The organism is Bacillales bacterium, from assembly GCA_035700025.1.
Classification (GTDB): domain Bacteria; phylum Bacillota; class Bacilli; order Bacillales; family DASSOY01; genus DASSOY01.
Map to the genome: position 1 here is coordinate 32,019 of DASSOY010000025.1, position 19,675 is coordinate 51,693.

Below are 19,675 nucleotides of genomic sequence, written 5' to 3' on the forward strand. Positions count from 1 at the left end.
ACAGGCGAATGCGATTCGCCGTTGCAGTTCAAAGTTTTTTTGAAAGGAGTTTTTCCCATGAGTGGATCGTACGGAGGCGGCTTTGCGTTAATCGTAGTGCTGTTTATTCTGTTGATCATTGTCGGAGCTGCCGGTTACGGAGGCGGCTACGGCTTTGGCGGCTATGGTTATGGCGGCTATGGCTACGGCGGATTCGGAAGGGTACCTTTCTGGTGGTAAAACTCTCCCGTTAAGCAAGGGAAGGGTTGCATGCCGGCAGTCTGCCCTTTAAGACTTACAATTACGGGTTTGATAACGTTCGGGCAAGATCGTTTCTCGGAAAGGAGGTGTTATGATGGGCTACGGTTGCGGCGGCTACGGCGGTTATGGTGCCGGTTTCGCGTTGATCGTTGTGTTGTTTATTTTGTTGATCATTATCGGAGCGTCTTACGTTTATTAAGCCAAAGGACATCCCCCATGCAGTGACCCATTCAACCTCCTATGAATGAAACGGATCGGAACGAGAGGGGCGATCGTGCCCCTCTTATTGTCGTACATAAAAAAAGGGGACTGCGTCATCCCCTTTCTGCTGCACCGGTATAAAAGTAAATCGCGTCACGAAGAAATTCCGCCGCTCCCGGCTTGATTTCGTCGTAATGTTTCTTGAACCGTTCATCGTCGACGTACATTTGCGCCAGCCCGGCATGCGCTTCTTTGCTGTAGCGGTCCCAATAGTACGTCAGCCATTGCCGGTGCAAGTCGGCTGCGCGCTGCGCAGCTTCGCCCGCAGGATCTCCCTCCGCCATCGCTTTCTTTAACGCTTCGCCCACTTCGTTTGCCAGCCGCGTCACGTTCTCGTAATCGTCTTGCGTCATGCCGCGAACTTTCGCATTCGCTTTTTCAACCGTTGGGTTGCCGTATTTTTCGCGAATTTCCTTTCCGTACTTCTTCTCGTTGTCTTCGATCAGACGTTCCTTGAATCCCGCAAATTTTTCTTGATCGGTCATCTTTCTTCCTCCTTTCATCGCTTCGATCGTTTGCTCGACGTTGGCGATCAAATGATCTACATGCGTTCTTTTTTCGAGGAGCTGCTTGCGGTGATCTTGCAAAGCTTGTTCACGGTTAAAGGACGGGGCGGAAATGATGGATTTGATCGTTTCCAAGCTGACGCCGAGTTCGCGGTAAAACAAGATTTGCTGCAGCAAGTCGACTTCCTTCGGGCCGTAAATGCGGTAACCGGAAGTGTTGGTTCTCGCCGGTTTGAGCAATCCGATTTTATCGTAATACCGCAGTGTCCGCGCACTCACCCCCGCGGTTCGCGCGAGTTTTTGAACCGTATATTCCATGGTCTCACCTCCTCGTACTTTCACGATACACCTTGACGTAACGTCAAGGTCAACTCTTTTTTTGCAATCGATTGCAGAGCACCGTGCGTGTCACTTTAAGCACTTATTTTTCAAATTGCCGGGCGGAATACACGAGTGGATTAAGAAAGGTATACGAACAAGCAGCAGAAACATAAAATACCAAAGTGCAGGGGCACTTTGGTTGAGGATGCAGAATAAGTGTCAGCTTACGGTCTCCGCGAATTCAAAATGGTAGCGATCAATAACCCAAAGGTTATCATCAAGGTGAGAGATTCGTACGGAGTCAACGTGATCACCTCCCGGTAGGCGGGATCACTTATTCTGCATAAATTTCTATTATCTGTTTTGCCAGTATACAACAAAACATTTGTCAAAGGGGCAGTTTTTCAAAAATTGGGAAAAAGGACACGCGGCGGATCGTCTCTTTCAGAACGAAAGCAGGGGTTCGGAGGGATGAAGTATGGCATGAGAGACAAGCGGGAACCGCTCAAATCGATTTGAGCGGTTCTGTCATCGGCCGGCCGTTTCCTTCTAGGATGGTTCTTGTTTGCGTTGATTTTTTCTGATTTTCCATGACACAAGCGCCGCCAAAAGGAGTTCAAGGACTACAACGAATCCGCCTCCAAATACAAGTCCAGTGAAGTATAGGAATTCGTTCGTGCTTCTCGCAAATAAAAACCAGCAACAAACGAGAATACTTCCAAGAATCAAATGAATTACAGAGACCTCAAATAAAACTGATCCGTATTTGTGTTTCAACTTTTATGAAGCATACTTATAACTTACATAGAATCCTGACAACAGCAATAGAAAATAAACAGAAACGAACAAATCGACAGCTGTCATCGCATCTCCTCCGATATATCGATCTTGGCGATCGCACCGAAATCCTCTTTACACCCCTTGCCGCGTTAGGCTGTTCGTCTCGCGGAAAACAATTCGACGAGGATGAGAGTGGCGGCTCCGAGCGCTGTGGCTTGTTCACCAAGGTTGCTTTGGACGATGTCCGTCTTTTTGGCGGAATTCGTCAATGCCCGGGATTTCACCGTCTCTTTCACGGGATCGAGCACGAAATCTCCGGAACGGGAAACGCCGCCGCCTATGACGATTCGCGCCGGATCGACGGTATGGAGCAAGTTGGTGAGACCGATGCCGAGATATACGCCCGTTTCCCGTAAAATTTCTTTGCTCAATGCGTCTCCTTGTTTCGCGGCTTCATGGAGCTTTTCACCGTCGATGTCCTGCAAACGTCCGCCGGTTAATTTCGTCAACAGGCTTTGCTCTCCGGCGGCAATGCGCTTCGCGGCCCGTTTGGCGATCACGGGACCGGCGGCAAGCGATTGCAAGCAGCCGTAATTGCCGCAGTCACATTGCGGCCCGTTGATGTCGATCGTCATGTGCCCGATTTCGCCGCCGATGAAGTGAGAGCCGTGAAACAGTTTGCCATCGATGATGATACCCGCGCCGATGCCGCGCCCGACGTTGACACATACGAGCGAATCGGCGCCGTTTCCGCTGCCGAACCACGATTCGCCGAGCGCCATCGCCCGCGCATCATTTTCCACTTTTACGAGCATACGAAACTCTTTTTCCAAATAGTCTTTGATCGGGATGTCCCGCAATCGCAAATTCGGGGCGAATAGCGAGATTCCTTGTTTTACGTCGACCATGCCGTGCATGCCGACACCGATGCCGATCACGTTATGATTGCTTTTCCGTTTTTGCGGCAACAGGCGCAGCACGCTCATTTTCATCAGTTCCAACAACTCGGTGCTCGTGATGCCCTCTGTAAGATCTTCCTGGAACTGTTCAACGATGTTCCCGTTCAAATCGGTCATCACGACTTTAATGTCTTTTGGGCCGACATCGATGCCGATTACGTGGAATTGTTCGGCGTTAATGACGAGCATCGTCGGTTTTCTCCCCCCGCGGGAAACGCCTTGACTTTTTTCAATGACGATTTTCGATTCGAGCAGCTCTTTTACGATGTTGCTTACGGTCGGCGGGGTCAGTTTTGTTAATTTGGCGATGTCGGCGCGTGAAATCGAGCCTTTTTCGCGGATCGTGTTTAAAATAAGCGAGCGGTTGAGCGATTTCATCAACTGAAAGCTTCCCACGGTCGGTGATTGCGGCATGGTCTGTCTCTCCTTTATTCTATCGATTGTTGCCAATCAATCGTTTCAAACTACGGTTAACCTTATTATACTGCCGGGGAACTTCCCATTGCAAAAATGCGTGAGAAACACTACAATGAAAGAAAATAAAATTAATTAAGTAAGAAAGGGAGCCATGAACAAAAAATTATTGATCACCCTCTCTGTTGTTTTCGCAGCATTCGTTGGCGGTTTCATTGTTTATGAAAATATGGGAAACGCGGCAAAAACGCATTACGTGAACCCGGTTTTCGAACCGGTTCTTGCGGATCCGACCGTCGTGAGGGCGGATGATGGTTATTTCTACGCTTACGGCACGGAAGATGCGTGGGGAGAGAAAGTCGAATCGAAGTTGATTCCGATTGTCCGTTCGACGAACTTGATCGATTGGGAATACGTTGGGGAAGCCTTTAAGAAAAAGCCCGACTGGAAACCGGCCGGCGGATTATGGGCACCGGACATCTCGCGGTTTAACGGTAAGTATTATTTATACTATTCCTTCTCTTTATGGGGAGACCCGGATCCCGGGATTGGTGTAGCCACTTCGGAAAAGCCGGAAGGCCCGTTTCAAGATCACGGCAAACTGTTTTTGAGCAGCGAAATCGGTGTCAACAACTCGATCGATCCGCAATTGTTCGTGACCGACGACGGAACGCCGTATTTGTTCTGGGGAAGTTTTCACGGCATCTACGGGGTCCAACTTTCAAAGGACGGATTCTCAACGGTCGGGAAGAAGTTTCAGATCGCGGGAGACACGTATGAAGGTGCCTTCCTTTTTAAGAAAAACGGTCATTTTTACTTTTTCGGTTCGCGCGGCTCTTGTTGCGAAGGGGCAGACAGCACTTATCACGTAGCGGTGGGACGGTCTGACTCGTTGAAAGGACCGTATGTGGACAAAAACGGCGTGAAACTGACGGAATATGGAGGAACGGACGTATTAAAAGCGCGCGAAGACGGGAAATTCGTTGGTCCTGGCCACATAACGGTCGTCACGGACGACGCCGGTCAGGATTGGATGCTTTACCATGCGATCGATAAAAAAGATCCGTTGTTGTGGAACGGGGCTACTCGACGTCCGTTAATGCTCGACCGGATCATTTGGAAAGACGGGTGGCCGCTTATCAGAGGGAAGTCTCCAAGCGAGACGAAACAGGAAGGTCCCGTGATCCGTTAAACAGGCGGTTGGAACGAAGGCAGATGGAGTGTGTCAACTAGATGGAGGAGGAGAAGCCAGTGGCTGAATTGCGATATAACCCTTTATTGAGAGATTGGACGATGGTATCGGCGAAAAGGCAGAAACGGCCGAATTTGCCAAAAACCGATTGTCCATTTTGTCCGGGATCAGGGAAAGTCCCGGATGATTATGACGTTTACATGTATCCGAACGATTTTCCGGTATTGAGTCCACAGGCTCCGCAGCCGGACCCGGTTGGAGGCGGTTTGTACGAGACGAGGAAAGCCGAAGGGAAATGCGAAGTCGTCTTGTACTCCCCGGACCACCGTGCGACAATTCCGGACTTAAGCCGGGAACATATGCGCAAGCTCGTCGGTCTCTGGGAAGAACGCTTCGTCGAATTGGCGAAAGTATCGTCACACAAATACGTCATGATTTTTGAAAATCGCGGCGAAGAAGTCGGGGTAACAATGCCTCACCCGCACGGACAAATCTATGCATATCCGTTCGTGCCGCTGAAAGTGAAGACGGAGCTTGATTCATGCAAGGCTTATTATAGCAATAACGGGCGAAACCTTTTTGATGACATGATCGCAGAAGAGAAACGATTCGGTGAAAGGGTGATCGCTGAAAGCGAACATTTCATCGCGTTCATTCCGTTTTTTACCGATTATCCTTACGGTGTGTTTGTCGTCAGTAAAACGAATCATACGAAAATCACACAGTTCAGCGAACAGGAGAAACAGGAATTAGCAGACATGCTGCAAGACATCGTCGGCGGTATGGACAACATTTACGACAAGCTGTTCCCTTATATGATGGTGATGCACCAAAGCCCGGTCAACGGGGAAAATGCGGATGCTTATTATCGTTTTCACATCGAATTCTATCCTCCGTTGCGGGAAAAGGACAAAATCAAATATAATGCCTCTTCGGAGACGGGAGGCTGGGCTGCTGCGAATCCAACGAAGGTGGAGGACAATGCGGAAATTTTGCGCAATGCCATTTCACGACATAAAGAAGGAGGCCGCCATGATTGAACATGCACTCGCTCAATTTCAACATTATTTTCCGGGAAATAAAGACACCATTCGCGTCTTTTTTGCGCCTGGACGCGTCAATTTAATCGGCGAACATACGGACTACAACGGGGGCTGGGTGCTGCCTGCGGCGTTGACAATCGGCACGATTCTTGTCGTGCGGCCGCGGCGTGACGGTGAATTTCATCTTGTCAGCGAAAATTTTCCCGGCCGTCCAGTCCATTTCGATGTGGATCACTTAGACTTTGATCGGAACGATCCTTGGGGGAATTATCCGAAGGGGATCATGAAGGAACTCATTGCGGAAGGCTTGAAGCTCGAAGGTGCCGATCTTTATTATAACGGAAATATACCGAACGGAGCGGGACTGTCCTCTTCAGCTTCGATCGGAATGGTGACTGCCTTAGCGTTGTCGGAACTTGCGGGACACAAGCTGCCGGTCGAGGAACTCGCCTTCATTTGCCAACGGATGGAAAATGGTTTCATCGGCGTCAACACCGGGATCATGGACCAGTTTGCAGTCGGTTTCGGCCGCAAAGACCATGCGATATTCCTCAATTGCCGTACGTTGAAAAAGGAAGAGGTCCCACTCGACCTCGGCGATTATAAGATTGTCATAACGAACACGAACAAACGGCGCGGGCTTGCCGACTCGAAATACAATGAACGGAGAAGCGAGTGCGAAACCGGATTGACGGCCTTGCAACGAATCGAACCCGGGTTGAATACATTGAGTGATCTGTCAGTCGCGGATTTCGAACGATTGGAGAGCCGGATTGAAGACGAAACGGTGCGTCGCCGTGTGCGTCACGTCGTGAAGGAAAACGACAGGGTCGTTCGAGCAACACGGTTGCTGCAAAACAAAGATTTGCGCGGCTTCGGTGAACTGATGGAGCAGTCTCATGTGTCTTTGCGGGACGATTACGAAGTGACCGGGCGTGAATTGGATGTGTTGTTCGATGCACAGCGGCAGGCGGAAGGATGCATCGGTACGCGCATGACGGGCGCCGGTTTCGGCGGTTGTACCGTGAGTCTCGTCGCCGCGGATGAAATCGAATCGTTTAAAACGCGGGTAGCGGCGATTTATGAACGGGAAACGGGGCTTGAGCCGTCGTTTTACAGCTGCAAAGCCGGAGACGGTGTCAAAGAATTGAAAACGACGGTTGTCTAAAGCCTTGATCGGGAGATGAGGAGGAACGCCATGGAAGTGTTTCAAAGAAAGTTTGGAGAAGTTGACGGAAAGAATGTAACGCTGTTTACGGTGAAAAACGACAACGGGATGGAAGTGTCGTTCATCGATTACGGCTGCATTATTACGAAAATCGTCCAGCCTGATGCAAGCGGGAACTTGCAAAACGTCGTGCTCGGATTCGACTCGATGGAAGAGTATTTGCAGTTTTCTCCGTATTTTGGGGCGGTAGTCGGCCGGGTTGCGGGAAGAATCCGGCGCGGCACGTTCGAATTGGACGGAAAACGGTTCACACTCGCGAAGAATGAAAATGAAAAAAATCACCTGCATGGCGGGAAAAAGGGTTTCAGCGACGTCGTTTGGGATGCCGAAATCGTCGAAAACGAAAAAGAAGCCGGCGCGATATTGCGTTATACGAGCGGTGACGGAGAAGAAGGCTACCCGGGCATGTTGGCATTGAAAGTGACGTATTTGCTGACCGATGCGAACGAGTGGGTGGTCACTTATGAAGGCAAGACAGACGAAGCGACATTGCTGAACATGACCAACCATACGTATTTCAATTTAAGCGGGGATTTGCAGCGGGACGTTTTGGACCATACGTTGAAGCTGCCGAGCGAGAAATTTTTGGAAATCGATGAAGAACTGCTTCCGACTGGAAGGGAACTCGATGTAGAAGGGACGGCATTTGATTTCCGGGAGGCACGTCCGCTTCGCAATGGCGCGAACTCTGCCCACCCGCAAAACAAGCTCGCCGGCGGCGGATTCGATCATCCGTTTATGATCGAGACCCGGAAACCTATCGTTCTCACCGATGAAACGAGCGGCCGGCAATTGACGGTTACGACCGATCAACCTTGCGTCGTCGTCTATTCCGGCAATCAACTCGACGATTCGTTTGACATCCGGGGAACGCGGGCCCGCAAACATCTCGGTGTTTGCCTAGAAACGCAAAAACCGCCTGACGCAATCCATCATCCTGAATGGTCGTCTGTGGTGCTGCGGGAAAACGAGACCTATCGGGCGAAGACGACGTTTTCTTTTTCGGTCGTCAAATGATAGCAAAGAGTGTCGTTGTGAGCCAAGTGCTCGGCGACACTCTTTTTTACGTCTTATCTTCTATTTTTACATGTCCTTTCATATAAATAAACATTCGCCGTCTACCATTGGCTTTTCATCATGGCACGGACAACTGCGGCTTTTGTTCCTCTTTTTATAAAAAGACTAAGTCGAAAACACCAGACGTTATTCCACTCGCGCTCAATCGGGCAGAAAAAGAACTCTCATCAGCCTTCTATATGGCTCTAGCATTTCGACCAGCGTTCTTCTATGGTATATTTTAAGAAAAGTTGTAATAAAGGGATGAATGTAATTAGATGAGGACACTACACTTATCAATGGAACAAGCCGTGCAAGCAACGAAGGCGCTGTCGAATGCTCACCGCTTGAATATTTTGAAACTATTGAGCCAAGAACCGATGAATGTCAATGAAATTTCCGAGAAGTTGAACTTGCCCTTTTCTACAACGGCGGTGAATGTGAAAAAACTGGAAGACGCCGGGCTGCTGTCGACGGAAATCATTCCTGGCAGGGGCAGTCGGAAAATCAGTTCGAAAAAATACGATCGCATCGTCATCGACCTAAGTCCGGAAGTATCGAAATCCGGCGACAGTGTCATGGTCGAAATGCCGATTGGGGAATATGTGGATTGCGAAGTCGAACCGTCTTGCGGACTGCTCAATGAGCACGGGTTTCTCGGGATGCTCGACGAGCCGAGAAGTTTTTACGAACCGCATCACAAAGAAGCTCAACTTATTTGGTTTCGTCACGGTTACGTTTCGTACCGCTTTCCAAACCGCATTCCATTCGGGGCAGAGATCGAAGTTTTCGAGTTTTCCGCCGAACTTTGTTCGGAAGCTCCGTATTCGAGATTGGACTGGCCGTCGGACATTACGTTGTGGGTGAATGATGTCGAACTGGCGACTTGGGTCTCCCCAGGAGACTTTGGCGGTGAAAGAGGATTTCTTACCCCGTCTTGGTGGGACATGAACAATACGCAATTCGGCATGTTGAAAAGGTGGCGTGTGACAGAGGAAGGCTGTTTCGTTGACGGTACGAAAATGTCCGACATCACAGTGCGGCAATTGAAGTTACATGATAAACCGTTTATTTCCGTAAAAATCGGGGTAAAGAAAGAAGCGGAAAACCGGGGAGGCGTCAATTTGTTCGGGCGTAAGTTCGGGAACTATGAGCAAGACTTGATTTTGAAAGTACAGTATGTCGGCAGCGGCGAGGAGAGCGCCGGTTGACCGAAAAGAGCCGGGGGAACGGTGATATTTTTTTGTTTAAAAAATTGTTGTAATAAAACATGCTATCATGCTATAATGAACCCACGCGATAAGTTAAGTAATTTAATTAACTTATGTGAAAGCGGTACCAACTATCCATTAAGGGGGAAGAATCTGTGAAGAAAATGAAAGGTTTGGGCTTGATTTTGGCCGCGATCCTCATCTTTGCATTGGCCGCCTGTTCCGGCGGCAACTCGGCATCGACCGACAACAATGGTAATTCGGGAGATTCCGGAAGTTCCGGCGACTCCGGCGGAACAACGAACATTTCTTTTTGGGGACCATTCTCGGGTCCTGACGGTCCGAATATGAAGAAAATCGTCGATGCGTATAACAAATCGCAAGACAAAGTTCATGTCGATTTTCAAATTGTTCCTTTTACCGATTATTATAAAAAAGTGGACCTTGCTTTCAACAGCGGGAAAACACCTGATGTTCTTATCATTCACGGCAACCAGCTGACGAAATACGTGCAAAAAGACTTATTAAAGAATTTAAATGATTTTGTCGGCGACAAAATTAAAAAGTCGGATTACAACCAAACCGCGATTGAGCAAGATACGTTTGACGGCAACTTGTATGCGATTCCGTTGGACATCCATCCGCTCATGATGTACTGGAACAAAGACATGTTCAAAGCCGCGGGATTGGATCCGAACAAACCGCCGCAAACGCGCGAAGAATTTTTGAAGGTGACGCAGAAATTGACGGACGCGAGCAAAGGGCAATACGGATATGTCGTGCCTACGCTCTGGCCGCAGCAATTCATTTTCCCGACGATCGTTTATCAAAACGGCGGAAAAATGTTGAAAGACGGCAAAGTTGATTATACTTCGGATGCTGTCGTCAACGCATTGAAATTCGAACACGACTTGATTTACAAATACAAAGTTTCGCCGCCTAACGTCCAACAAGACGGCGAAGTCACGCTCTTCTTGCAAGGGAAAAATGCGATCCAATTCAACGGTCCTTGGATGTTGAACCAGTTTAAGGAAGCCGGTTTGAACTTCGGGGAAGCTCCGGTGCCGCAGCTCGGCACTGAGCAGCAAGCAGTATTCACCGATGGTCATAACTTCGCGATTCCGAAAAGCGACGACGAAGAAACGGTCACCGCTGTCATGGACTTCTTGAAATACGTCGGCGGACACGGCATGTCTTGGGCGAAATCCGGTCAAGCTCCGGCCGCGAAAGCGACTTATCAGAGCGAGGAATTCCAGTCGTTGAAATATCAACCGGCCATCGTCAAAGAATTTGAATACGCGCAATTTGCTCCGAAAGATCCGAACTGGGGCACTTACACGACTCCGCTTTGGGATGCTGTCAACAAAGTGTTGTTGGACAAAGCGGACGCGATGGAAGCTTTGAAAAAAGCTGAAGAACAAGCAAATAAAGCTGCGCAATAACCATTTACGGGAAGAAGCGGAGCGGGCGAACACTGCCCGCTCCCATTCTTCCGTTTTCTGTTCAGAGGAGGTTCACCGTGAAAAAACCGAAAGGCTCGTTCACTTCGACTTTGTTCGTCGTGCCTTATTTGGTCATGTTTTTATGTTTCTTATTTATTCCAATTGTTTATGGCATTTATATCAGTTTTCATGATTGGGGATTGCTTGACCAGGAACATCCTTGGGTTGGTTTGAAAAACTATCTCGCGCTCTTCGACTCCGACACCCTTGTGCATTCCGAATTTTTCACGGGGTTTTGGAATACGTTTCAATTCGTCGTTTATTCGGTGCCGCCGCTGGTGGTTATCGGGCTGGCGCTTGCCTTGCTCGTCAACAGTTTGCCGAAACGTTTGAAAACGTTTTTCCGCACCGCCTACTTCATTCCTTACGCGATTTCCGTTTCCGTCATTGCCGTCGTTTGGCTTTGGCTGCTCGACACGAATGCCGGTTTGGTGAACAATTATTTGACGGCTTTAGGTTTTCAGCCGGTTCCATGGCTGACAACGCTTCCGTATGCGTGGATTTCGATCGTTGTCGCGACAATATGGTGGACAATCGGATTTAACATGATCATCTTCGTGAATGCGTTGAACGACGTACCCGACGAGTTATATGAAGCCGCATCGATCGACGGCGCCAGCGCTTGGCAAAAGCTGACAAACATCACTTTGCCTTCGATCAAGTCGATCACGTTGTTTGTCGTCATTACGTCGACAATTGCATCGTTCAACGTGTTCGGTCAACCTTACTTGATGACCCGCGGAGGACCCGGGGATTCCACGAGGGTGCTGCTCATGGAAATCGTCGAGGAAGCGTTCTCCAGACGCGAATTAGGTTCGGCGTCCGCGATGGCCATTACGATGGCGCTCGTGATGATCTTGATCTCCATTTTTCAATTTAAAGTATCGAACATCGGCAAAGGAGGAAAAAGCGAATGAGGAACAAAAAGAAAACGACCGGGCTAATTATTCTTGCTTCCGTCGTCGCGATTTTCTTCCTGGCTCCGCTGTTTTGGATGCTCTCGACATCGTTTAAGTCGGATACGGAGGCGCTCGTCGGCGGCTTACACTGGCTGCCGAAACATTTCACATTCGAAAACTATAAATATATGTTTCTGCAACAAGGATTGGACGTACCTGTCTTGAAGTGGGTGTTCAACTCCCTTTTCGTCGGCATTGCCGGTACCTTGATCATCGTCGTTGTCGATGCGATGGCCGCTTATGGGTTGGCACGCCTGGACGTTTATTTTCGAAAAACGTTGTTTGCAGTTTTCGTCGGAACGTTGATGATCCCGTGGGTCATTACGTTTTTGCCTTTGTATATGGAATTCAATGCGTTCCACTTGCTTGATACGTACGCAGTGCTGATTTTACCGTACTCCGGGAATGCCTTCGGTGTGTTTTTGCTGTATCAATTTTTCAAAGGATTTCCGAAAGAACTCGAAGAAGCCGCCGTTCTCGACGGGGCGAACAAATGGAAGATTTTCACCCGGGTGGTCATTCCGACGGCGCGCCCGATCATGTGGACGCTTGGCATTTTTTCGTTCATGACGATTTACAACGACTTTCTTTGGCCGCTCGTCGCGACGAGCTCCCCGGAAATGCGCACGATTACGACTGGGATTTCGATCATGGCCCAAGGAAGTTTTACGTCCTCCTACGGACGTTTGATGGCCTTGACGACGTTGGCGACTTTGCCGATTTTTGTCATTTTCATGATCGGCCAGAAGCAGTTGATCAAAGGCATTACACGAACCGGGATAAAATAAACCTGTATGCTGTGAGGGCGTTTTGAAAAGAGCATGAATCCAAGAAAGTGTTGAAAATGGCTGACAAAGAAGTCGAAAAAGGTTGCAACCATCAAATCAATGACAGGTCGGCCACCGGGAGAAGGAGAGGGATTTTGTGACGGTAAGAAACGAGTATCCGCGTCCGCAATTTGTGCGCGATGAATGGATGAACTTAAATGGAAAATGGGATTTCGCTTTTGATGATGAGAACAAAGGGGTCGACGAGAACTGGTATAAAAAATTCCCGAAACAACGCGAGATTGTGGTCCCGTTTGCTTATCAAACGAAAATGAGCGGCATCCACGATCCATCGTTTCACGATGTTGTTTGGTATCACCGCACATTTGACGTCGATTCAGCATGGGAAGGCAAACGGCTATTGCTCCATTTCGGCGCAGTCGACTATTGGGCGCAAGTTTATGTGAACGGTGAATTGGCGGTTACGCATGAAGGTGGGAATACGCCTTTTTCGGCGGACATTACGCATCTCGTGAAGGGCAAAGACAATCACCTGGTCGTTCGTGCCGAAGACCCGTCTGAGGACGTAACGATCCCGCGCGGCAAGCAATATTGGCACGAGCAATCGGCATCGATTTTTTATACGAGAACGACTGGCATTTGGCAAACGGTATGGCTTGAGCCTGTTCATCCGGTTCACATTGATTCCGTTCGCTGGACGCCGCAAATTGACCGCGGTGACATCGATGCTGAATTCGACGTGAGCGGTTACAACGGCCGCGATGTTCAATTGCATGTGGACATTCGTTTCAAGGGCGAGACCGTCGTCTCTGACACGATGACGATTCATGAAGCGTATACGAAGCGAAGCTTTAATTTGCGCAACCGCATGGTGGACCGCAGCAACATCCACGGCGACGGCTGGTATTGGACGCCGAAAAATCCGAACTTGTTCGACGTGGAATTAACACTCACCGCGGACGGAAACACGGTTGATCGCGTCGAGAGCTATTTCGGCATGCGCAAGGTCTCTATAGATGCCGGTAAATTTATGTTGAACAACCGTCCGTATTTCCAAAAGCTCGTCCTTGATCAAGGCTACTTTCCGGACGGATTGCTGACTGCGCCGACCGATGAAGATTTGAAGAAAGACATTGAGCTTGCAAAGGAAATGGGCTTTAATGGCGCGCGGAAGCACCAGAAAGTCGAAGATCCCCGCTACTTGTATTGGGCGGACAAACTTGGCTTTCTTGTATGGGGCGAGATGGCGAACTGCTCGGAATACAGTGAAGAAGCGGCACGCCGCATGTCCGCGGAATGGGCGGAAGCGGTGAAGCGCGATTACAACCATCCAAGCATCGTGACGTGGGTACCGTTGAACGAGAGCTGGGGCATTTCGCGGGTAGCGATTGAAAAGCAGCAGCAACACCATTCGCTGGCGATGTATTACTTAACGAAATCGCTTGATACGACACGTCCGGTGTTGTCGAACGAAGGTTGGGAGCATACGATTTCCGACATTCTCGGCATTCATAATTACCGGTCGGCAGAAGAGATGCGCGAAGCTTATGCATCGATTGAAAGGGCAATCTCGACGACCCCGTCGAACCGGCTGATTTACGCTGAAGGCTACGAGTATCGCGGTGAACCGATCCTCATTACAGAATACGGCGGTATTGCTTATCAAATGGACGATTCACAAGGCTGGGGTTATTCAACCGTTCAATCCGGCGATGAACTTGTGGAAGCTTACCGTGCGCAAACCGAGGTTTTGCGAAAATCGCCGGTTGTGCAAGGGTTCTGTTACACGCAGTTGACAGATGTGGAGCAAGAGATCAACGGCTTGCTCACGTACGACCGCCAACCGAAATGCGATCTCGCGAAAATCAAGGAGATTAATCGATAAAAGAATGAGGCTGACACGAGAAGGTCGTTAAAAAGCGACGGGGCGCGTCAGCCTTATGACATTCGATCATTCAACCGAGTCAACTGACGACAGCTAAGAATTTATAGGGTGTCACCAAATGTAAGACACATTTGGGACACCTTTTTTTACTGGCGGCGAATTATCGCTCACCACGGTTCTTATTTTCTCGAAAAATCCCGTTTTTAGATGAAATCGCGCATGAGGTGCGCTATTTTCTGAATGCACACGAATGCAAGCCGCAACTTTCGCTATTTTTCAGAAATAGCGTGTTCAGTGAGCGATATTAAAAAAACAGCGGCTCATTTGGGATAATAGCGACTCTCATGAGCGATTCCCCCAACGTCAATCCCGTTACCCTTCAAACCTCTCCAAAAAATGCTCCGCATTTTTTGACAAGTAGCGGTCCTTCATCCAAATGACCGCCGATTCCGACAGCAGCGGCGGTCCTTCGATGCGCAGCACTCGGCGGCCGGCGCCGTACGGCGGCAGCAAGGTCGATTCCGGCAGCACGGCGGCGCCGACGCCGGCCGTGACGAGCTCTAGCAGCATCGCCGCATCCGGGCATTCGCATACGACGTTCGGCTCGAGACCGTGGTCCTTGAAGTGGTTGACCACGGTCTCGAATTGGCCGACTCCGCTGATTCGGTGCAAAAGCACCAGCGGCATCGCGGCCAATTTTTCAAGCGGGATGTTTTCTTCCCGCCCTTGTGTCCACGCTTCCGGGACGACGGCTACGTACGGCTCCTGCGGCAACGGCAAGGCATGAAAATCGCTCATCTCCAGCGGCAGCCGGACGATCGCCAACTCGATCTCGCGGTTGCGCAAGTTTTCCGCCATCCGAAACGAATCCCCGCTGCGCAAATGAAAGGTCACGAGCGGGTATTTCTTGCGAAACGCCCGTATCCGCTCCGGCATCGGCGCGAAACATGATTTCACGCAGCCGATCGACAAGGTTCCCCGCAATCCGTGGCCGGTTTCCTTTACCTCCTTGACCGTTTCCTCCATCTGATGAAGGAGCGTTTCCGCCTTTTCAAGCAACACTTCGCCCGCTTTCGTCAATTCCATTTTCCGTCCGTTTCTTTCGATCAACAGGACGCCGAGTTCTTCTTCCAACTGTTTCAATTGCTGGCTCAACGGCGGCTGCGCCATATGCAGTTTTTTTGCGGCGCGCGTAATTTGTCCTTCGCGGGCAATCGTGACAAAGTATCGAAGGTGGCGAAAATCCATCACTCTCTCCTCCTGTTTCATATGAAATAAATATTAAATAACTACAAAATTAATATTTTTCATATATTATAACGCGTGCTATAGTGAAATTGTAAAGAAAATTGTGATAGATCACACAGAAAGCGAATGAGGGGCAGCCAGAGGGTTGGTGCTGCACAAAACAATACGGGAGTGATTCTATGGCAACGATCGAAGAGGTGAAACAACGTCTGCGGGGATCGGTAGCCCCGATCATCACGCCGTTTAATGAAAGCGGTTCCATTGACTACGGAACGCTTTCGGACTTGATCGACTGGCACATAGAAAACGGCAGTCACGGCATATCGGTCACCGGTACGACGGGGGAACCGAGCTCATTGACGATCGAAGAACGCGTGAAAGTCATGGAAACCGCGCATCGAGCGGTGAACGGCCGAGTGCCGTTTGTGCCCGGTACGGGGTCGACGAATCACGCCGAGACGATGGAGTTGACGAAGAAAGCCGAGGAAATCGGCGCCGATGCGGCGCTCGTCATTGTGCCGTACTACAACAAACCATCGCAGCACGCGTTGTACAAACATTTCCGCACGGTAGCTGAATCCGTCGACATTCCGATTGTCATTTACAACATTCCAGGACGAACCGCTGTAAATCTTGAAGTCCAAACGCTTGCAAGGCTTGCTGAAGATTGCCCGAATATTATCGGCGTGAAAGAATCGAACAAAGACTTTGAGCATGTCAACCGTGTGTTACTCAATTGCGGCCGCGATTTCCTGCTGTTTTCCGGCATTGAACTATTGTGCTATCCGATGCTCGCGATCGGCGGGGCAGGATACATCAGTGCGACAGCCAATGTGGTCCCCGACAAAGTGGCGGAGCTATATGACGCGTGGAGCGACGGCAACGTCCAACGGGCTCAGGACTTGCATTACGAATTGATGCCGCTCAACGACGTGCTTTTCAAAGATACGAATCCGGCACCGCTGAAGGCGGCTCTCGGCATGATCGGAAAGATTCATCCGGCGCTGCGTTTACCGATGGATTTGCCTTCGGAACCGTTGCAGGCAGAAATTCGCGAGGTGCTCAGCCGATACGTGAACATCCCGGGGAACGCTTAGGAGGGAACCGAATGGAAGACATCCAACTGTACATCAATGGCCGATTCGTGAACGCTGGGTCTGGCGAGACGTTCGACAACTACAACCCTTATACGAATGAAAAAATTAACGCCGTCGCCGCGGGGGGCAAAGCGGATATCGACGCAGCCGTCCAGGCCGCCCACGAAGCGTTTCGGAGCGGTCCGTGGGGGCGGATGAAGGTGAGCGAGCGGCTCACCTACATTCGCCGCATCGCCGATGTGATCGACGCTCACATCGACGAAATCGCTCCGCTCGAATCGCTCGACACCGGGCTGCCAATCAGCCAGACGAAGAAGATGGTCGCCCGTGCGGCGCAAAATTTCCGCTTTTACGCGGAAATGGTATCGAGCCGCATGGTCGGCGAAGCGTACCGCGTCGACAACGAGTTTCTCAATTACACGATTCATAAGCCGGTCGGCGTCGCCGGGTTGATCACGCCGTGGAATGCGCCGTTCATGCTCGAGACGTGGAAGATCGCGCCGGCGCTCGCGACCGGCAACACGGTCGTGTTGAAGCCGGCGGAACTGTCGCCGCTGACGGCGAACCGGCTCGCGGAAATTATCGCCGAAGCTGAGCTGCCGGACGGCGTGTTCAACGTCGTTCACGGATTCGGCGAAACGGCCGGCGCGTCGCTTGTCGCGCATCCGGACGTGAAGCTGATTTCCTTCACCGGCGAAACGGTGACCGGCTCGGAAATTATGAAAAACGGCGCGGACACGTTGAAGCGGTTCTCGATGGAACTCGGCGGCAAGTCGCCGATCATCGTCTTCGACGATGCCGATTTCGACCGCGCGCTCGACGCGTGTACATGGGGAATCTTCTCTTTCAACGGCGAGCGCTGCACGGCGAATTCGCGGCTGTTCGTGCAGGAATCGCTGCACGACCGATTCGTGGAAGCGTTGAAAGAGCGGGTGGCGAACATCGTCGTCGGGGATCCGATGGACGAGAAGACGCAAGTCGGACCGCTCATCCACCGGGAACATTTCAACAAGGTGAAGTCGTATATCGAGACGGCTAAGGAAGAAGGCGCCGAAATTGTAAGCGGTGTCATTCCTGAAGAACATGGGCGCGGCAATTTCGTGGCCCCGACGCTGCTCTTGAACGTGACGAACGACATGCGTGTCGCACAGGAAGAAATTTTCGGTCCGGTGCTCGCGGTCATGACGTTTAAAGACGAAGCAGAAGCGATCCAGCTTGCCAACGACATCAAATACGGTTTGGCCGGTTACGTGTGGACGAAAGACATACAGCGCGGCCATCGTGTCGCTCAATCGGTCGACGCGGGCATGCTTTGGATCAACGCGCAAAACGTCCGTGACTTGCGCATCCCGTTCGGCGGGTCGAAGGCGAGCGGAATTGGGCGCGAAGGCGGGCATTACGCATTCGAATTTTATACCGAAACCCAGGTCATTCACGTCGCGCTCGGAGAGCATCACATTCCGCAGTTCGGCAAGATACCTAAACGATAACGGAGGCGATGGAGATGCCGGCGAAAACAGGCCAGCAATACATTGAACGATTAAAGAAAGCGAAAAACAACGTCTACATTCACGGCGAAAGAGTTGAGGACGTCACGGAGCATCCGGCGTTCAAAGGCGTTGTCCGTTCGATGGCGGATTTGTACGATTTGCAGCACGAAAAACCTGAAAAAATGCTTTATGAATCACCGACGACAGGCGATCTTGTCGGAAAAACGTTCATGGAGCCAAAGACGATCGACGATTTGATCGCGCGCCGCGAGGCGATCATGGAGTGGCAGCGGTATTCCGGCGGTTTGATGGGACGTTCGCCTGATTATTTGAACGCCGACGTGATGGCGATGGGCGCCGCGTACGAATTTTTCGCCGAAGGCGATCCGATGTTTGCGGAAAACGCGAAGCGTTACGCGGAATATGCGCGCGAGAATGATTTGAGCTTGACGCATACGCTCATTCACCCGCAAGTGAACCGGGCGAAAGCGCAGCATGAGCAGAAAGATGCGAATGTTGCTCTGCATCTCGTTGAAAAAAATGACGACGGCATTATCGTCGACGGCGTTCGTTTGCTTGCCACGCAAGGAGCGATCACCGACGAAATTCTCGTCTTTCCTTCGACGGTGAAGAAAGCAGGGGAGCTCGACGATCCGTATTCGCTCGCGTTCGCGCTTCCGAACAACACGCCGGGCTTGAAATATTTGAGCCGCGAGTCGTTCGACTACGGCAAGAATGAATACGACCATCCGCTCGGCTCGCGCTTCGAAGAAGGCGACACGATCGTGTCGTTCGAAAACGTGCTCGTGCCGTGGGACCGCGTGTTTATCTTGGAAAATTCCTCGGTATGCAACCGCGCGTTTCGTGAAACGAACGCGGTCGTGCATATGGCGCACCAAGTCATTGCGAAAGACATCGCCAAAACGGAGTTTTTGCTCGGTGTCGTGTTGAGCGTGATGGATGCGATCGGCATCGACGGCTTCCAGCACGTGCAAGACAAAGGGACGGAAATCATGCTGACGCTCGAAACGATGAAATCGCATTTGTTCCGTGCGGAGCATAATGCGAAGCTCGATCGCTGGGGTATGATGACGCCTGATTACGAGGCGCTCGATGCGGCGCGCAACTGGTTTCCGCGCGTATATCCGCGGATGGCGGAAATCGTTCGCATCCTCGGAGCATCCGGCATGATGGGCATCCCGACGCAAGCCGACTATGAAAATGAAGAAATCGGCACGCTCTTAAACCGCGCCACGCAAGGCAAGAACGTCGAAGGCTATGAGCGTGTGCAGTTGTTCCGGCTCGCATGGGATTTGACGATGAGCGCGTTCGGCAGCCGGCAAACGCATTATGAATATTATTTCTTTGGCGATCCGATCAAGATGGGCATGGCTTACTTCAACAATTACGACAAAGAGCCGTACAAGGCGCAAATTCGCGATTTTCTCGGACGTTCCAAACAATCGCGGCCAACTTTTGTGAAGGCGTAAGGGGG

At 50.7% G+C, this 19,675-nt stretch carries 16 protein-coding genes and 1 pseudogene; 14 read left to right on the forward strand and 3 right to left on the reverse strand.

Annotation, left to right across the window (positions count from 1 at the left end):
- The first annotated feature begins 57 nt into the window (after positions 1–57).
- A pseudogene (locus VFK44_04355) lies at positions 58–132 on the forward strand (YjcZ family sporulation protein).
- A 199-nt stretch (positions 133–331) separates the two neighbouring features.
- Complete coding sequence (locus tag VFK44_04360; protein ID HET7627605.1) at positions 332–439, forward strand: YjcZ family sporulation protein; 108 nt, start codon at positions 332–334, stop codon at positions 437–439.
- 115 nt (positions 440–554) lie between these two features.
- Here the strand turns inward: VFK44_04360 and VFK44_04365 are convergent, their stop codons facing one another.
- On the reverse strand, positions 555–1,325 hold the full coding sequence (locus VFK44_04365; GenBank protein HET7627606.1) for a MerR family transcriptional regulator: 771 nt from the start codon (positions 1,323–1,325) through the stop codon (positions 555–557).
- Positions 1,326–2,257: 932 nt separating this feature from the next.
- Positions 2,258–3,481: an ROK family protein gene (locus tag VFK44_04370; protein HET7627607.1), complete on the reverse strand. Its 1,224-nt coding sequence runs from the start codon at positions 3,479–3,481 to the stop codon at positions 2,258–2,260.
- Positions 3,482–3,635: 154 nt separating this feature from the next.
- Between VFK44_04370 and VFK44_04375 the strand changes: the two genes are divergently transcribed.
- From VFK44_04375 to VFK44_04415, 9 genes are all read left to right on the forward strand, one after another.
- Positions 3,636–4,673 (forward strand): family 43 glycosylhydrolase, encoded by a 1,038-nt coding sequence (locus VFK44_04375; protein HET7627608.1) that lies wholly within the window; start codon positions 3,636–3,638, stop codon positions 4,671–4,673.
- 59 nt (positions 4,674–4,732) lie between these two features.
- Positions 4,733–5,713 carry a galactose-1-phosphate uridylyltransferase gene (gene galT, locus VFK44_04380; protein HET7627609.1) on the forward strand — a complete coding sequence of 327 codons (981 nt, stop codon included), beginning with the start codon at positions 4,733–4,735 and terminating at the stop codon, positions 5,711–5,713.
- Positions 5,706–6,884 carry a galactokinase gene (locus VFK44_04385; GenBank protein ID HET7627610.1) on the forward strand — a complete coding sequence of 393 codons (1,179 nt, stop codon included), beginning with the start codon at positions 5,706–5,708 and terminating at the stop codon, positions 6,882–6,884. The genes galT and VFK44_04385 overlap by 8 nt, the downstream gene beginning before the upstream one ends.
- Before the next feature lie 30 nt (positions 6,885–6,914).
- On the forward strand, positions 6,915–7,961 hold the full coding sequence (locus tag VFK44_04390) for an aldose epimerase family protein (protein ID HET7627611.1): 1,047 nt from the start codon (positions 6,915–6,917) through the stop codon (positions 7,959–7,961).
- A 338-nt stretch (positions 7,962–8,299) separates the two neighbouring features.
- A complete protein-coding gene (locus tag VFK44_04395) occupies positions 8,300–9,211 on the forward strand; it encodes a helix-turn-helix domain-containing protein (protein HET7627612.1) in 912 nt (303 codons plus the stop codon).
- A gap of 164 nt (positions 9,212–9,375) precedes the next feature.
- Positions 9,376–10,653: an ABC transporter substrate-binding protein gene (locus VFK44_04400; protein HET7627613.1), complete on the forward strand. Its 1,278-nt coding sequence runs from the start codon at positions 9,376–9,378 to the stop codon at positions 10,651–10,653.
- 77 nt (positions 10,654–10,730) lie between these two features.
- Positions 10,731–11,630: a sugar ABC transporter permease gene (locus VFK44_04405; GenBank protein HET7627614.1), complete on the forward strand. Its 900-nt coding sequence runs from the start codon at positions 10,731–10,733 to the stop codon at positions 11,628–11,630.
- On the forward strand, positions 11,627–12,460 hold the full coding sequence (locus VFK44_04410) for a carbohydrate ABC transporter permease (protein HET7627615.1): 834 nt from the start codon (positions 11,627–11,629) through the stop codon (positions 12,458–12,460). Before VFK44_04405 ends, VFK44_04410 begins: the two co-directional genes overlap by 4 nt.
- A 136-nt stretch (positions 12,461–12,596) precedes the next feature.
- Positions 12,597–14,345, forward strand: coding sequence for a glycoside hydrolase family 2 TIM barrel-domain containing protein (locus VFK44_04415; GenBank protein ID HET7627616.1), 1,749 nt, complete (start codon positions 12,597–12,599; stop codon positions 14,343–14,345).
- A gap of 372 nt (positions 14,346–14,717) precedes the next feature.
- Here the strand turns inward: VFK44_04415 and VFK44_04420 are convergent, their stop codons facing one another.
- Positions 14,718–15,593: a LysR family transcriptional regulator gene (locus tag VFK44_04420; protein ID HET7627617.1), complete on the reverse strand. Its 876-nt coding sequence runs from the start codon at positions 15,591–15,593 to the stop codon at positions 14,718–14,720.
- Positions 15,594–15,772: 179 nt separating this feature from the next.
- Here VFK44_04420 and hpaI point away from each other — a divergent pair, with 179 nt between their 5' ends.
- The 3 genes from hpaI to hpaB are packed head-to-tail and all read left to right on the forward strand — an operon-like array spanning position 15,773 to position 19,670.
- Positions 15,773–16,690 (forward strand): 2,4-dihydroxyhept-2-ene-1,7-dioic acid aldolase, encoded by a 918-nt coding sequence (gene hpaI, locus VFK44_04425; protein HET7627618.1) that lies wholly within the window; start codon positions 15,773–15,775, stop codon positions 16,688–16,690.
- Positions 16,691–16,701: 11 nt separating this feature from the next.
- Positions 16,702–18,180, forward strand: a complete 1,479-nt coding sequence (hpaE, locus tag VFK44_04430; GenBank protein HET7627619.1) for a 5-carboxymethyl-2-hydroxymuconate semialdehyde dehydrogenase — start codon at positions 16,702–16,704, stop codon at positions 18,178–18,180.
- A gap of 14 nt (positions 18,181–18,194) precedes the next feature.
- Positions 18,195–19,670 carry a 4-hydroxyphenylacetate 3-monooxygenase, oxygenase component gene (gene hpaB / locus VFK44_04435; protein ID HET7627620.1) on the forward strand — a complete coding sequence of 492 codons (1,476 nt, stop codon included), beginning with the start codon at positions 18,195–18,197 and terminating at the stop codon, positions 19,668–19,670.
- Positions 19,671–19,675 lie beyond the last annotated feature (5 nt).